The 14,979-nt window shown below is 76.3% G+C and carries 13 protein-coding genes; 3 read left to right on the top strand and 10 right to left on the bottom strand.

Features of this window, described 5'->3' with window-relative positions; genetic code table 11:
• Together WCS02_RS10080 and WCS02_RS10075 are read left to right on the top strand one after the other, a co-directional pair.
• Positions 1-623, top strand: a 623-nt coding sequence (locus WCS02_RS10080; RefSeq protein WP_340292634.1) for a DUF4870 domain-containing protein, incomplete at its 5' end; no start/stop codon positions are given.
• Between the two features lie 116 nt (positions 624-739).
• On the top strand, positions 740-1,312 hold the full coding sequence (locus tag WCS02_RS10075) for a DUF4870 domain-containing protein (RefSeq protein WP_340292632.1): 573 nt from the start codon (positions 740-742) through the stop codon (positions 1,310-1,312).
• Positions 1,313-1,339: 27 nt separating this feature from the next.
• Here WCS02_RS10075 and hemW read toward each other — a convergent pair whose 3' ends face one another.
• The 6 genes from hemW to WCS02_RS10045 form a co-directional block, all read right to left on the bottom strand.
• Complete coding sequence (gene hemW / locus WCS02_RS10070; protein WP_340292629.1) at positions 1,340-2,575, bottom strand: radical SAM family heme chaperone HemW; 1,236 nt, start codon at positions 2,573-2,575, stop codon at positions 1,340-1,342.
• Positions 2,576-3,250 (bottom strand): MOSC domain-containing protein, encoded by a 675-nt coding sequence (locus WCS02_RS10065; RefSeq protein WP_340292627.1) that lies wholly within the window; start codon positions 3,248-3,250, stop codon positions 2,576-2,578.
• Complete coding sequence (gene lepA / locus WCS02_RS10060) at positions 3,247-5,106, bottom strand: translation elongation factor 4 (protein WP_340292623.1); 1,860 nt, start codon at positions 5,104-5,106, stop codon at positions 3,247-3,249. The genes WCS02_RS10065 and lepA overlap by 4 nt, the downstream gene beginning before the upstream one ends.
• Positions 5,107-5,149: 43 nt before the next feature.
• On the bottom strand, positions 5,150-5,992 hold the full coding sequence (locus WCS02_RS10055; RefSeq protein WP_340292640.1) for a transglutaminase family protein: 843 nt from the start codon (positions 5,990-5,992) through the stop codon (positions 5,150-5,152).
• A gap of 107 nt (positions 5,993-6,099) precedes the next feature.
• Positions 6,100-7,038, bottom strand: a complete 939-nt coding sequence (locus tag WCS02_RS10050) for an alpha-E domain-containing protein (protein WP_340292621.1) — start codon at positions 7,036-7,038, stop codon at positions 6,100-6,102.
• Positions 7,038-8,717 (bottom strand): circularly permuted type 2 ATP-grasp protein, encoded by a 1,680-nt coding sequence (locus tag WCS02_RS10045; protein ID WP_376983837.1) that lies wholly within the window; start codon positions 8,715-8,717, stop codon positions 7,038-7,040. Before WCS02_RS10045 ends, WCS02_RS10050 begins: the two co-directional genes overlap by 1 nt.
• A gap of 210 nt (positions 8,718-8,927) precedes the next feature.
• Here WCS02_RS10045 and rpsT point away from each other — a divergent pair, with 210 nt between their 5' ends.
• Positions 8,928-9,188 (top strand): 30S ribosomal protein S20, encoded by a 261-nt coding sequence (gene rpsT, locus WCS02_RS10040; protein WP_340292618.1) that lies wholly within the window; start codon positions 8,928-8,930, stop codon positions 9,186-9,188.
• Positions 9,189-9,300: 112 nt separating this feature from the next.
• Here the strand turns inward: rpsT and holA are convergent, their stop codons facing one another.
• The 4 genes from holA to WCS02_RS10020 all read right to left on the bottom strand — a co-directional run.
• Entirely contained in the window at positions 9,301-10,350 is a 1,050-nt protein-coding gene (gene holA, locus WCS02_RS10035; protein ID WP_340292616.1) for a DNA polymerase III subunit delta, read from the bottom strand.
• 4 nt (positions 10,351-10,354) lie between these two features.
• Complete coding sequence (locus tag WCS02_RS10030; protein ID WP_340292613.1) at positions 10,355-13,072, bottom strand: ComEC/Rec2 family competence protein; 2,718 nt, start codon at positions 13,070-13,072, stop codon at positions 10,355-10,357.
• Between the two features lie 206 nt (positions 13,073-13,278).
• Positions 13,279-14,151: a ComEA family DNA-binding protein gene (locus WCS02_RS10025; RefSeq protein WP_340292611.1), complete on the bottom strand. Its 873-nt coding sequence runs from the start codon at positions 14,149-14,151 to the stop codon at positions 13,279-13,281.
• A gap of 326 nt (positions 14,152-14,477) precedes the next feature.
• The coding region (locus WCS02_RS10020) for a DegV family protein (RefSeq protein ID WP_340292609.1) at positions 14,478-14,979 on the bottom strand (502 nt) is incomplete at its 5' end.

The following is a 14,979-nucleotide window of genomic DNA, read 5'->3' as shown; positions in this document are numbered from 1 at the left end:
GGTGTCGCGGCCGGGCCGTGCCGGTGCGGCAGGCCCAGGCGCCGTTCTTCCTGCCAGCACCCCTGTGCCGCGAACCGGCCCCGCCTAGCGTCGTCGTCATGACCGAGCCGCAGCCCGCCGCCCCCGCCGCCACGCTCCCGGGGCCGCCGCCCGCCCCCTCTCCCGCCCTGCCGTACGCGCCCTCCTACGCCTCGTCGCACCCCGGGCTCCCGCCCGCCACCGAGCCGTTCCCGGGCGGCCGCGGCCCCTCGCCCATGACGCCGGCGGACGAGACGACCTGGTCGACCGTGGCGCACCTGTCGTGGCTGGCCGGGAGCCTCGTCGGCCTGCCGGTCCTGGGGCCGCTCGTGCTGTGGCTGGTCCTGCGCGAGCGCGGCCCGTTCGTGCGCCACCACACCGCCGAGGCGCTCAACCTCCAGCTGTCCGTGCTCCTGTACGGCCTCGGCGTCGCCGCCGTCGGCGGGATCCTCACCCTGGTGACCTTCGGGGTCTTCGCGCCGGTGTGGGCGCTGGCCGGCGGCATGCTCGTCGTGGCCGCCGTCGTGCTCACGGTGGTCGGTGCCGTCGCCGCCTCGCGCGGGCAGTGGTACCGCTTCCCGCTGACCCTCCGGTTCGTCCGCTGACCGGCCCCAACGACCTGCCCAGCACGGGGCCGCTAGGTGCCGGTGTATCGGTCCCGCCTCGTGCCGCTCCTGCTGCCGCTAGGTTCGAACCCCTGCCCTCCCGCGAAGGACGTCTGATGACCGACCCGACCACGCCCGACCCGAGCCAGCCGACGCCCGGTGGCTACGGCCAGCCCGGCCAGCCCGGCGGCTACGGCCAGCCCGGCCCCGCGCAGCCCGGCCCCTACGGCCAGCCCGGCTACGGCCAGCCGGGTCAGCCCGGTGGCTACGGCCAGCCCGGCCCGGCGCAGCCCGGCCCGTACGGCCAGCCCGGCCAGCCCGGCGGGTACCCGCCGCCCGCGGCGTACCAGGCGGCCCCGGTCACGGTGTCCGACGAGCGCACCTGGGCCGCGCTCGGCCACGCCGGCGGGATCCTGCTGGGCCCGGTCGCCGGACTCGTCGTCTACCTGGTCTACAAGGACCGGTCGGCGTACCTGCGGGCGCAGGGCGCCGAGGCCCTCAACTTCCAGATCACCATGGTCATCGGCTACCTGGTGGCCAGCGTGCTGGCCGGCATCAGCTTCGGCCTGCTGTTCTTCCTGCCGTTCGCGGTGTGGGTGCTGCAGATCGTCTTCGGCATCATCGCCGCGGTCGCCGCCAACAAGCACGAGGCCTACCGCTACCCGTTCTCGCTGCGCCTCGTGAAGTGACGGCGTGCCCCCCGCAGGGGGGCCGCCCTAGCCCGTGAGGCCTCGGGCGACCACGTCCGCCAGGAGCCGTCCGCGCAGCGTCGGGACCACCCGGCCCGCGCGGGCGGCCCTGTCGTCCAGCAGGCCGTCGCCGACCATGACGGCCACCTCGGCACGCTGCTGGTCGGGCACGGCGGCCAGCGGGAGCCCCTCGACCAGCCGGCTGCGCAGCAGCACCTCCTCGACGGCACGCTCGGACGTCGTCAGGACCTCGCGGCCCTGGGCCGGGCTCAGGCCGGCGTGGACGGCACGGGCCCAGGCCGACGGGTGCCGGACGTTCCACCACCGCACGCCGCCGACGTGGCTGTGCGCCCCGGGGCCGACGCCCCACCAGTCGTCGCCGCGCCAGTAGCCCAGGTTGTGCCGGCAGGCGTGCTCCGCCCCGCGGGCCCAGTTGCTCACCTCGTACCAGCCGAGGCCCGCCGCGCCGAGCACCTGGTCGGCGACCTCGTACTTGTCGGCGAGGTCGTCGTCGTCGGGCAGCGCCAGCTCGCCGCGGCGGACCTGCACGGCCATCCGCGTGCCGGCCTCGACGACCAGGGCGTACGCCGACACGTGGTCCGGCGCCAGCGCCACGGCCAGCTCGAGGCTCGCCCGCCAGTCCTCGAGGGACTCGCCGGGGGTGCCGTAGATCAGGTCGACGCTGACGTCGAGGCCGGCCTCGCGCGCCCAGGCCACCACCTGCGGGACGCGGTCCGGGTCGTGCGTGCGGTCCAGCGTGGCCAGCACGTGCGGCACCGCGGACTGCACGCCGAGGCTCACCCGGGTGAGCCCGCCCTCGGCGAGGCGGTGCAGGTACTCCCGGTCGACGGAGTCCGGGTTGGCCTCGGTCGTCACCTCCGCGCCGTCGGCCAGGCCGACCGCCTCCTCGACCGCCCGCACCAGGCCGACGACGTCGGCGGCCGGCAGCAGCGTCGGGGTGCCGCCGCCCAGGAACACCGTCGACGCCGGCCGGTCGGGCAGCCCGGCCGCGCCCAGCACGCGGCGGGCCAGGGCGAGCTCGTCGCGCACCCCCCGGGGGTAGCCGGCGCGGCTCGCCCCCGCCTCGGGTCCGAGCTCCTCGGCGGTGTAGGTGGTGAAGTCGCAGTAGCCGCAGCGCACCCGGCAGAAGGGGACGTGCACGTAGACCCCGAACCGGCGCCCGGCGGCGCCGTCGAGGACCTGGGGCGGCAGCGCGCCGTCCGCGGGGACGGGGCTCGTGCTCTCCGGCGCGGTACCGGGCACTCAGACCTGGCCCAGGGACCGCTCGAGGAACACGACGAGCGACGGCGCCAGGTGCTGCCCCTGCTCGCCGGCGGCCACCAGGGCGCGGGCGTCCTCGGGGTCGCGGTGCAGGAACCAGCGCCGCACGGTGACGCCGTGGGCGGGGACGTGCTCGACGACGACCTGGTCGCCGGCCCGCACCGTCCCCGGCACGAGGACCCGCAGGTAGGCGCCCACGCGGCCGGCCTCGCCGAAGCGACGGACCCACCGCTGCTGGCCGACGTGCCGGCCGAACGTCGCGCACGGCGTCCGCGGCTGCGTGACCTCCAGGACGGCGTCCTCGCCGACCCGCCACCGCTCGCCGAGCACGGCGTCGCTGGCCTGGACCCCGCGCAGGCGCAGGTTCTCGCCGAACCAGCCCTGGGGCACCTCGTGGCCGAGCTGCTCGCCCCACCACTCGGCGTCCTCGCTGGCGTAGGCGTACACGGCCTTGTCCGGCCCGCCGTGGTGGAGGTGGTCGGCGACGACGTCCCCGGCCACGCCCCCCGGCAGGAGCTCGACCGAGGCGACCGGCCGCTTGTCCACGCCGGTCCGGCCGATGATCCCGGGGTCGGGCTTGACGGCGTGGGTGACGCAGACGGCCTCGACGACGCCGGGACCGGACCGCGGGGTCGGGACCCCCGTGCCGCCGCTCACTTCTTCGCGTCCGCCTTGGCCTTGTCCCCCACCTCGGAGGACAGCGCGGCGATGAACGCCTCCTGCGGGACCTCGACGCGGCCGACCATCTTCATCCGCTTCTTGCCCTCCTTCTGCTTCTCCAGCAGCTTGCGCTTGCGGGAGATGTCGCCGCCGTAGCACTTGGCGAGGACGTCCTTGCGGATGGCGCGGATGGACTCCCGGGCGATGATCCGGCTGCCGATGGCCGCCTGGATCGGCACCTCGAACTGCTGGCGCGGGATGAGCTCCTTGAGCCGCTCGGTCATCTTCACGCCGTAGGCGTACGCCTTGTCGCGGTGGACGATCGCGGAGAAGGCGTCGACGACCTCGCCCTGCAGGAGCACGTCGACCTTGACCAGGTCGGCGGCCTGCTCGCCCGCCAGGTCGTAGTCCAGCGAGGCGTAGCCGCGGGTGCGGGACTTCAGGGCGTCGAAGAAGTCGAAGACGATCTCGGCCAGCGGCAGCGTGTAGCGGATCTCCACGCGCTCCTCGGACAGGTAGTCCATGCCCTGCAGGGTGCCGCGGCGGGTCTGCGCGAGCTCCATGATCGTCCCGATGTACTCGGCCGGGGTGATGATCGTCGCCTTGATGACCGGCTCGACGATCTCCTTGACCTTGCCGTGCGGGAACTCCGACGGGTTCATGACGACGATCTCCTTGCCGTCCTCCATGACGACCCGGTAGACGACGCTCGGCGCGGTGGAGATGAGGTCGAGGTTGAACTCGCGGCTCAGGCGCTCGGCGACGATCTCCAGGTGGAGCAGGCCGAGGAAGCCGATCCGGAAGCCGAAGCCCAGCGCGGCCGACGTCTCGGGCTCGTAGACCAGGGCGGCGTCGTTGAGCTTGAGCCGGTCCAGGGCGTCCCGCAGGTCTGGGTAGTCCCCGCCGTCGATGGGGAACAGGCCCGAGAAGACCATGGGCTTGGGGTCGGTGTACCCGCCCAGGGCGTCGGTCGCGCCGCGGACCGCACTGGTGACGGTGTCGCCGACCTTGGACTGCCGGACGTCCTTGACCCCGGTGATGAGGTAGCCGACCTCGCCCACGCCCAGGCCCTCGCTCGGCATCGGCTCCGGCGAGACCACGCCGATCTCGAGCAGGTCGTGGACCGCCCGGGTCGACATCATCTGGATCTTCTCGCGCGGGCTCAGCCGGCCGTCGACCACGCGGACGTAGGTGATGACGCCGCGGTAGGTGTCGTAGACCGAGTCGAAGATCATCGCGCGGGCGGGGCCGTCGGGGTCCCCGACCGGGGCCGGGACGCGCTCGACGATCCGGTCGAGCAGCTCCAGCACGCCGGCGCCGGTCTTGCCCGAGGTCCGCAGCACGTCCTCGGGCTCGCAGCCGACCAGGCCCGCGAGCTCCTCGGCGTACTTCTCGGGCTGGGCGGCGGGCAGGTCGATCTTGTTGAGGACAGGGATGATCTCCAGGTCGTTGCCCATGGCCATGTAGAGGTTGGCCAGGGTCTGCGCCTCGATGCCCTGGGCGGCGTCCACCAGCAGCACGGCGCCCTCGCACGCGGCCAGCGAGCGCGACACCTCGTAGGAGAAGTCGACGTGGCCAGGGGTGTCGATCATGTTGAGGGCGACCACCTCGTCGGCGACCTGCCACGGCATGCGCACGGCCTGGCTCTTGATGGTGATGCCGCGCTCGCGCTCGATGTCCATCCGGTCCAGGTACTGCGCCCGGGCCTGGCGTGCCTCCACGACACCGGTCAGCTGCAGCATCCGGTCCGCGAGCGTCGACTTGCCGTGGTCGATGTGCGCGATGATGCAGAAGTTCCGCAGCTGCGACGGGGGCGTCGCGGAGACGGGCAGCGGGACGGCGGGGATGGGCACGGGTCCGAGTTTCCCACGCCCGCCGCCCGGCGGGTGCCGCGCCTCAGCGCTGCCGGGTGAGCTCCACGCGCACGTCCATCCGGGAGCCCGCGCCGCCGGAGATGACGCCGCGGAAGGGCGGGACGTCGCCGTAGTCGCGCCCGGTGGCGACGACCACGTGGTCCAGGCCCGCGCCCCGGTCGTTGGTGGGGTCGAAGCCGAACCACTCCCCCACCCACCACTCCAGCCAGGCGTGGCTCTGCCCGGTGACCGTGCGGCCGACCTCGGCGCCGGCCTGCGGGTGGAGGTAGCCGGAGACGTAGCGCGCGGGCACGCCGAGCCCGCGCAGCGCGCCGAGGGCGATGTGGACGAAGTCCTGGCAGACCCCGCGACCCTCCACCCACGCCTCCTCCGCCGAGGTGTGCACGCCGGTGACGCCCGGGACGTACTGCATGTGCCCGCCGACCCAGGAGCTCACGGCGAGCGCGGCCTCGTGCGGGTCGAACCCGGCGGCCACCTCGCGGCTGGCCTCGACGAGCTCGGCGCCGAGCCGGGTGACCGGGCGGGGCGCGAGCCACTCGACGTGGGCGTCGCGGACGTCGGCGGCGGCCAGCTCCTGCCAGCCGAGCCGGACGGACGGCTCGGCGGCGGGCTGCTCGACCTCCACGAGGCTGGTGGAGACGACCTCCAGCCGGGTGTGCGCGAGCTGGGTGTCGAAGGCGAGCACCTGCGTGCCCCAGTAGTCGCGGTAGCGGAACGTCGCGGCCCGGGGGGTCACCTCGATCCGTGCCTCCAGCGCCGTCTGGCCCGGCACGGTGACCGGGGTCATCCGCACCTCGTTGTAGGAGGTGCGGACCGGCCGGTCGTAGTCGATGGCCGTGGTGTGGACGACCCGCAGCCGGCTCACCGGCCCGCGGCCCCGCCGCTGCTCCGGCGCCACCGCCCCGGGACCGCTGGTGCGCTGCTGCTGTCCCTGCGCCCCGCCCTGGCCCTGGGACTGGCTCTGCTGCTGGCTCATATCGCCTCCGGCACCCACTCGGTGCCGGTGCCCTTGGGGAAGTACCGGCGGCTGACGGCGTCGGAGACCTTGGAGGCGGTCTGCTGCACCTGCTCCATCTCCGCCACGAGGGCGTCCATGAGCTCCGCGGGGCTGCGGAACTCCATCTGGCTGCGGGTCCAGGCCAGGCGGCGGCGGGCGTCGTCGGCGTACCCGACCCGCCCGGCGTCAGGCTCCAGCTGCTCCAGGCAGCGCTCGGCGGTGTGGAGGGCGTTGACGACCGAGCGGGGGAACAGCCGGTCCAGCAGGAGGAACTCCGCGGCCTGGGCGTCGGAGCGGCCGCCGGAGCGCCCGCCCCGGTAGGTGCGCAGGAACGCCTCGTACGCCCCGCAGCTGTGCAGCACCGTCTGCCACGACGGCCCCGCCTCCAGCACCGTGGTCGCCAGGAGCCGCGCGGTCATGTCGGTGCGCTCGAGGCTGCGGCCCAGGACGAGGAACTGGTACCCGGCGTCGCGGGACATGGTGGAGTCCGCGATCCCCGTGACGACGGCGGCGCGCTCCCGGACCCAGCTGGCGAACCGGTGCGCCGAGGCGGCCCGGACGCGGGTGGGGATGGCGTAGTACGTGGTGTTGAGCGCCTCCCACATCTCGCTGGAGACGACCTCGCGGGCGCGGCGGGCGTTCTCGCGCGCCGCCGCCAGCGAACCGGCGATCGACGTCGGGCTCACCGGGTCGTAGGCGAGGACGTCGAGCAGGGTCCGGCGGGTGACCGGGCCCTCGGGGACGCCGGAGGAGGCGCCCATGACAGCCAGCAGCGACGAGCACGCGTCGGCCTCGTCGAGCCACGGGTCCTCGAGCATGCGCTGGACCTGGGCGTCGACGATGCGGGCGGTGTCGTCGGCGCGCTCGACGTAGCGGCCGATCCAGAACAGCGACTCCGCGATGCGGCTGAGCATCAGGGCCTCCCCCCGCCGGCCGGGCCGTGCTGCTCGTGCTGCTGCCCGTGGTGCTGCGCGTGGTGCTGCTCGTGCTCGTGGTGCTGCTGCTGCTGCTCCTGCTGGGCCTTGCGCCCGGAGCCCGCGGGACCGGCGTCCGGCGGGGACGACGGCACCAGCTGGACCTCGGTGCTCGCCCGGCCCGACGCGACCTCGGTGCTCTCGCGCCCGGCGCGGTCGGAGACCACCCACGTGTCCTTGGAGCCGCCGCCCTGGCTGGAGTTGACGACGAGCGTCGCCTCGCCGAGCGCGACCCGGGTGAGCCCGCCCGGCAGCACCCACACGTCCTCGCCGTCGTGGACGGCGAACGGGCGCAGGTCGACGTGGCGCGGCGCGAGCTCCTCGCCGACCAGGGTCGGGACCGTCGACAGCGCGACCACCGGCTGCGCGATCCAGCCCCGCGGGTCGGCCCTGAGCCGCTCCCGCAGCGCGTCCAGCTGGGGCCGGGAGGCCTGAGGGCCGATGACGATGCCCTTGCCGCCGGAGCCGTCGACCGGCTTGACGACGAGCTCGTCGAGGCGGTCGAGGACCTCCTGCAGGTGGTCGGGCTCCTCGCAGCGCCAGGTGTCGACGTTGGCGAGCACGGGCTCCTCGCCCAGGTAGTAGCGGGTGAGGTCGGGCAGGTACGTGTAGACGAGCTTGTCGTCGGCGACGCCGTTGCCGACCGCGTTGGCGATGGTCACGCTGCCCGCGCGGGCGGCGTTGAGCAGGCCCGCGCAGCCGAGCATGGAGTCGCTGCGGAACTGCATGGGGTCGAGGTACTCGTCGTCGACGCGGCGGTAGACGACGTCCACGCGCCGCTCGCCCTCGGTCGTGAGCATCCGCACCCGGTTGCCCGAGCAGACCAGGTCGCGGCCCTCGACGAGCTCCACGCCCATCGAGCGGGCCAGCAGCGCGTGCTCGAAGTAGGCGCTGTTGTAGACGCCCGGGGTGAGGACGACGACGGTCGGGTCGTCGACGCCGGCGGGCGCCGCGGTCTGCAGGGCGGCGAGCAGCCGCTCCGGGTAGTCCGACACCGGCCGCACCCGCATGGAGGCGAACAGGTCCGGGAACGCCTGCGTCATGGCGCGGCGGTTCTCCAGCACGTAGGAGACCCCGCTGGGCACCCGGACGTTGTCCTCCAGCACCCGGAAGCGCCCCTGCTCGTCGCGGACCAGGTCGATGCCGGAGACGTGGACGCGCACCCCGTTGGCCGGCTCGACGCCCGCGGCCTCGCGGTGGAAGTGGCTGCTGGACGTGACGACGTGGCGGGGGATGACGCGGTCGGCGACGGCGTGCATCGGGCCGTAGACGTCGGCGAGGAAGCGCTCGAGCACCCGCACCCGCTGGCGCACGCCGCGCTCGACCTCGGCCCACTCCGCCGCCGCGATGACCCGGGGGACGACGTCGATGGGGAACGGCCGCTCCTCCCCCGCGAGGTCGAAGGTGACGCCGCGGTCGAGGAAGGTCGCCGCCAGGGAGTCCGAGCGGGAGCGCAGGTCGTCCGGCGACATCGCCGCCATCGCCCGGTGGACGGCGCGGGCGGGCACCCGCACGCCGCCGTCCGGCTGCACCATCTCGTCCCACGCCGCACCGGCCGTCGGCTTGTCCGGGTAGCCGTCGAAGACTCCGCCGGTCGCCTGCGCGGGGGCCTCCTGCATGGCAGGGACCCTAGTGGCGCCGCACCCGGGCACGCCCGGGCGAGAGGGCGCCGTCCCGGGGACCGCGTCGCATTTCCGCAGGGAGGGCCCGGTGACGTATCGTCGGGGGTTGGCCGTCCCGCAGGTTCGGCGCAGCTGTCCCGCAGCCTTTGACCAGCACCCCGCGTCGCACGCAGCGACGCGCCGCAGACGAGCACGGAGAATCTACGCGTGGCGAACATCAAGTCCCAGATCAAGCGCAACCGGACCAACGAGAAGGCGCGCCTGCGCAACAAGGCGGCCAAGTCCGAGCTGCGCACCCTCGTGCGCCAGTTCCGCGAGGCCGCCGCCTCCGGCGACAAGGACGCGACCACCGAGGCGCTGCGCAAGGCGACCCGCGGGCTGGACAAGGCCGCCTCCAAGGGCGTCATCCACAAGAACCAGGCCGCGAACCGCAAGTCCTCCCTCGCCACCGCGGCCGCCTCGCTCTGAGGCCCCCGCCCGCAGCTGCTGCGGGCACGGTCGGGCTGCACGGCACCAGGACCCTCGAGCGCTGCTCGGGGGTCCTTGTCGTGTCGCTGCCGAGGGGCACCCGTGAGGTGCGTCAGCCCCTGCCGGTGCGGGCGTCGGTGACGGCGACGACCGCCCGCTCCAGGGCGTAGGCGGCGGCCACCCCCGGCACCTCGCCCTTGACGGCCGCGTCCGCGTCGGCGACCGCGACGACCGCGCGGCCGAGCCCGCGCGGGTCCCAGCCCTGCAGGTCCCGTCGCGCCCGGTCGATCTGCCACGGCGCCATCGACAGCTCCTTGGCCAGCGCCGCGGACGGCCCCCGACCCGCCCCGGCGACCTTGGCCATCCCGCGCAGCTTCATGCCGAGCGCCCCCACGACGAGGACCGGCTCGACGCGCTGGGACAGGGCGTGCCGCAGCAGCGACAGCGCCTCGCCCGCGTCCCCGGCGATCGCAGCGTCCGCGATGTCGAAGCCGCGCGCCTCGCGGCGACCGCCGACCAGCGCCCGGACGTCGTCGACCCCGATGGCGCCGGTGACGACCGTGTCCGCGAGCTGGCCGCTGACGGCGAGCATCTCGGCCAGGTCGCCGCCGAGGGCCTCGACGAGCACCTGCACGGCGTCGGGGTCGGCACGCCGACCGGACGCCCGCAGCCGGGCGGTGACCAGCTCGGCGCGCTCCCGCTCGCCGGTGACGGGGGCGCAGGTGACCCGGACGGCGCCCGGCACGGCCTCGAGCGCGGCGAGCACCGCCCTGCCGCCGTTGCCGCCCGCGTGGCGGCCGATGACGACGAGCTCCTCGTCCGGCTGCGCGGCGAGCTCGGCCGCCACGGCGGTGACCTCGTCGGAGTACGACCCGGACGCGGCCTCGAGACCGTCGAGGACGACGAGGCGCCCCCCGCCGAACAGCGACGGCGCCACGGCGGCGCTGACGTCCCCGACGGTGTGGCGCTGGGGCCCGAGCTCGTGCCGCTCGACGTCGGGCTGGGCTTCCCGCACCTGGGTGAGCAGGCGGCGCATGGCGATGTCGGCCAGGGCCTGCTCGGTGCCGACGAGCAGGACCACCGGTGCGGGGGCGACCTCGAAGGGCGTCGGCCCGGCGGGTGCGGGCGCGCGCCCCCGGGACGTGCTGCGCTTGGTGACCACCGCGTCATGCTGGCACGGACGGCGGACACGACCCGCCCCGCGCCCGCTGGGGTCGACGGCCGCCGCGGCGGGTGGTCCGCACCCCCAGCGTGACGTCCTCGTCCACGGCAGCGGACGCGACCACCCGGAGGGCGACGCCACCGTGCTCGGGCGTCGACAGCACGACGGCCCCGGTCCCTGCCACGACGTCGAGCGCCCGCCGGGTGGGGTGGCCGTAGGTGTTGTCGCCGCCGGCGCTGGCCACCGCGACCTGGGCGCCGACCGCGTCGTAGAAGCCGGGCAGCTGGTCGGCGGAGCCGTGGTGCGCCACGGTCGTCACGTCCGCCGCCAGCGCGCCCGGTCCCACCCGGCGCAGCAGCGCGGCCTGGGCGTCGGAGCCGATGTCCCCCACCGCGAGCAGCGAGAGCGGCCCGACGACGACCCGGACCACGAGCCCGGCGTCGTTGACGTCCTGGTCGTCCCCCTCGACGCCCGCCGGGGTCTGCGGGGCCAGGACGTCCACCCGGGCCGCCCCCACCTGTGCCGCCGCGCCCGCCACCGGGCGCTCGACGCCGGCCCCCCGCTGCCGTGCCCAGCCCACCAGGTCGGCCTCGACAGCCGGCGGCATCCCGCCCGGGGCCGTCCAGACCTGCCCGACCGACGCCGCGGCACCGACGCCGCCGAGGCCCCCGACATGGTCGGCGTGCAGGTGCGTGAGGACGAGCAGCGGCACGCTGGTGACGCCCGCCCGGCGCAGGCAGCCCTCGACCGGGGCCGGCTCGGGGCCGGTGTCGACGACGACGGCGCTCGTCGGCCCCGCCCGCACGAGGACGCTCTCGCCCTGCCCGACGTCGCACACCACGACGGCCCACCCCTCCCCGGGCCACCGGTCGCCGCGCAGCGCCGTGTGCCGCAGGGCGACCGCACCGACGAGGACGACCACCAGCAGCAGCAGCACGACAGCGGGTCCCGGCCGGGCGGTCGTGGGGACTCGTGGTCGCGCCCCCACGGGCGGGGTGTCCGTGCCACGAGGGCCGCCTCCGTCCGGGGCACCGCCCCGGTCGAGCGAGCCACGACCGGACCCACGTGCACCGGCGGCAGCACCCGCTGCAGCGCCGGCGCTGCCCGACCACCGCACGCGCGGCCACGGCGCCCAGGCCTCTCCGTCGGCCCGTCGGTCGGGCAGCACGCGGAGCAGCAGCGCCGCGAGGAGCAGGACGCCGACCGTCGCGGAGCCGGCCACGACGGCGCCGACCGGCCCCTCCGGCACCGGGACGCTGGCGGCGGGCAGGTCCGCCGCCGTCCGGCCGACGCCCGCGATCCACGAGGCGCACCACCTAGCCGGGGTGGCCACGACGGCGGCCACCCGTCCGTCGACCAGTGACAGCAGGGCGGCGAGCAGGCCGAGGACCGTCGCGGGGGCGACGGTGGGAGCCACGAGGACGTTGGCCGGCAGCGCGTACAGGCTCACCACCGGCTCCAGGCCCACCAGCACCGGCGTCACCGCCACCTGCGCGGCCGCCGGCACGGCGAGCGCGAGCGCCGCGGTCCGCGGGAGGACCCGTCCCAGCGCCCGCGACCACGGCGTGGTCCACAGCACGAGCGCCCCCGTGGCGAGCACGCTCAGCTGGAACCCCGCCGCACGGGCGAGCCACGGGTCGACGAGGAGCACCACCACGACCGCCGCGCACAGCGCGGGCACCCCGCCCCCTCGCCGTCCGACGAGCACGCCCAGCAGCCCGACGGACCCCATGACGGCCGCCCGCAGGACACTGGGCTCGGGGCGGGCCACGACCACGAGGGCGACCAGCGCCGCCCCTGCCAGGACGACCCCGGTGCGCCGGCCTCCGCGCAGCAGGACCACGAGCAGCAGCAAGCCGCCGCAGACGAGCGTGACGTTGGCCCCGGAGACGGCCGACAGGTGGCTGAGGCCCGCGACCCGGAGGTCGTCGACGAGGTCGTCGTCCTGCAGGCGGGTGTCGCCCACGACCAGCCCGGGCAGCAGGGCCGCCCCGTCGGTCACACCGCCCGCGGAGCCGGGACCGCTGCCCTGCCCGCCTGCACCTGCGCCAACGCCAGCTCCGCCGGTGCCGCCGGTGCCGCCGGTGCCGCCGGTGCCGCCGGTTCCGCCGGTTCCGCCGGTTCCGCCGGTGCCGCCGGTTCCCGCTGTCCCGCCTGTCCCGCCCGTCGCCGCCCCGACCAGACCCGCGCGCAGCCGCTCGGCGGCCCGCCAGTGCCACCGCGGCTCCGACACCACCGTCGCCGGGCCGGCCACAGAGGCGAGGTAGGCGTAGGGCTCACCCGGAGGCGCCGGTCGGAGCCGGGCGACGACCTGGCGCCGCTCCCCCCACCGGGCGTCGAGCCACCGGTCGTCGGCCTTCAGCAGGACTGGCACCTCGACGGGGCGGGGCGCCCGGCCCACGGCGACGACGTCGGCCCGCACCCGGACCTGCTCGCGCTGCCACGCGGCCTCCCCGGCCCCTGCCGTCGGGTCGCCGGTCACCACCAGCTCCAGGGCGACGGGCACCCCTCGGTCGGCGGCGTCGGCGAGGGCGGGGACCGACCACCGGGTGAGCTCCGCGGCGGCCGCGGCGAGAACGAGGCCCGTGCAGGCCGCTGCGAGCACGGTGGTGGAGAGGACCGCGGTCGCGGGGTCAGGGCGACGCCGACCGCGGGCCAGCAGCAGGAGCAGGACGAGAGACGTCCCCGCCAGGACCGCCAGCACCCCGGTCGCGGCCGTCACGGCAGACGTCCCGCTCGAGCCGGTGGCCCACCATGCCGCCGCACAGGTCAGGACCGCACCGGGGAGGAGCCGCACGTCGTGACCGCGCGCGGTCGCGGCAGCAGGTCCGCCTGCGACCGGGAGAGCGGGGTGGGCAGCGGGCGGCGTCCCACCGGGAGCGGAACTGGGGACGGGAGCGGGGCCGGGGCCGACGGCCGTGCGACCCCTCACACGGTCACCAGGTCGGCGATGTCAGCCAGCACGGCCGGGCCGATCCCGCTGACGGAGCCCAGGTCGTCGACGGACGCGAACGGCCCGACGGCGTCCCGGTGCTCGACGATCCGTGCCGCGAGGACCGGCCCGATGCCGGGCAGGGCGTCGAGCGCTGCGGCGTCTGCGGTGTTGACGTCCAGCAGGCCGCCCGCAGCTGGCCCGCCCGCGCCACCCGGGCCCGCACCACCCGAGTCCCCACCACCGGAGCCCGCGGCACCGGAGCCCGTGCCCGGGCCGGGAGCACCACCTGTCCCAGGCTGCGCCGCTTCACCCGGCAGCGGGACCACGACGAGCTCGCCGTCGGCCAGCGGGCGGGCCAGGTTGACCAGGCGCGTGTCCGCCTCGGCCGTGACCCCGCCCGCGGCCGCGACGGCATCGGCCACCCGGGACCCGGCGGGCACGGTCACGACCCCGGGCTGCTCGACGGCGCCGTCGACATGCACGACGAGCGGGCCGGCCTGGGCGACGGATGCACCTGCGGCAGGAGCTCCGCCCGCCGTGCCCCCGGCGTTAGCCCCACCGGCGTCGTACACCAGGCCCGGCTCGCCACTGGGCCCCGCGACCGGCCCACCGCCACCGCCGGACGACACCGACCCGGCCACGGGGACCGCCTCGACGGCGTCGGCCCCTGCCGCACCGCCCTCACCGTCGTCCGCCTGCCCGGCAACGGCCGGTGCCGTCACGGACGCCGGTCCCACGAGCACCTCGTCGCCGGCGCCGCCCCCCAGCAGCAGGACCCCCGTGGCCACCGCCACGGCAGCGAGCACGACGGCGGCACCACCCGGCACCCCGCCCAGGCGCCACCCGGCCCACCGGCCCGCGGGCACGTCGGCCCGTCGGCGAGGCCCCCGGGAGGGAGGTGGGGGGTCGACGCCCCCTTCCGACCACCCCGCCTCCCCGTCGGCAGGGCCCCCCGTGCCGTCCGGGGGCCAGGGCGGAGGAGCCCCCGACGGGAGACCCGGCTCCGGCCACGACGTCCCCAGCAGCCGCCCCAGCCTGTCCGGCCCGCTCCTCGCTCCCCTGCCCACGCCGCGACGCTAGGGACGCGGGCGACCTGCCCCAGCCCACGACGGCGGCCCCTGTGGACCACCCGGGCCCCGCCGCCCTGTGCACGCAGGGCCGGGCCAGGTGCAAGGGGAGCCTGCCGGAGGGGTCAGCGGCCGGGCGTCACCAGCACGGCGAGCCCGACGGCCCCGGGCCCGACGTGCGCGGCGAGCACCGGGCTCAGCGGACGCACCCGCACCGGCACGACTCCGACCGCCCCGTCGCGCAGGCGCCGCTGAAGGTCCTCGGCGGCACCCGTCGCGCCGGCGTGCTGGACGACGACCTCGACGTGCCCGCCCGCCGTCGCGCCGTCCTCGGCGGCCAGCTCGCGCAGCCGGTCGGCGGCGAGCGCGACGAGCCGGTCGAGCACCCGCCCCGTCGTCCGCAGGCGCTCGAGGGGGACCAGGCGCCCGTCGTGGACGAGCAGGACCGGCCGGGCGCTGAGACCGGGCCGCCCGCCGTCGCCGGCGGCACGCCCGCCGCGGGTGAGGTGGGCCGAGGTCGCGGGCGAGAACCAGGTGCGCGAGCGACCGGTGACCCCTGCGGCCAGGGCGGCGACCCGGCGGACGTCGGCCCCGTCGGCCGCCGCCTCGGCCGCCGCACCGACCGCC

This window comes from Aquipuribacter hungaricus (genome assembly GCF_037860755.1).
GTDB lineage: Bacteria > Actinomycetota > Actinomycetes > Actinomycetales > JBBAYJ01 > Aquipuribacter > Aquipuribacter hungaricus.
Note: the sequence above shows the minus strand (reverse complement) of the source record. Positions and strands in the feature narration are given on the sequence as shown.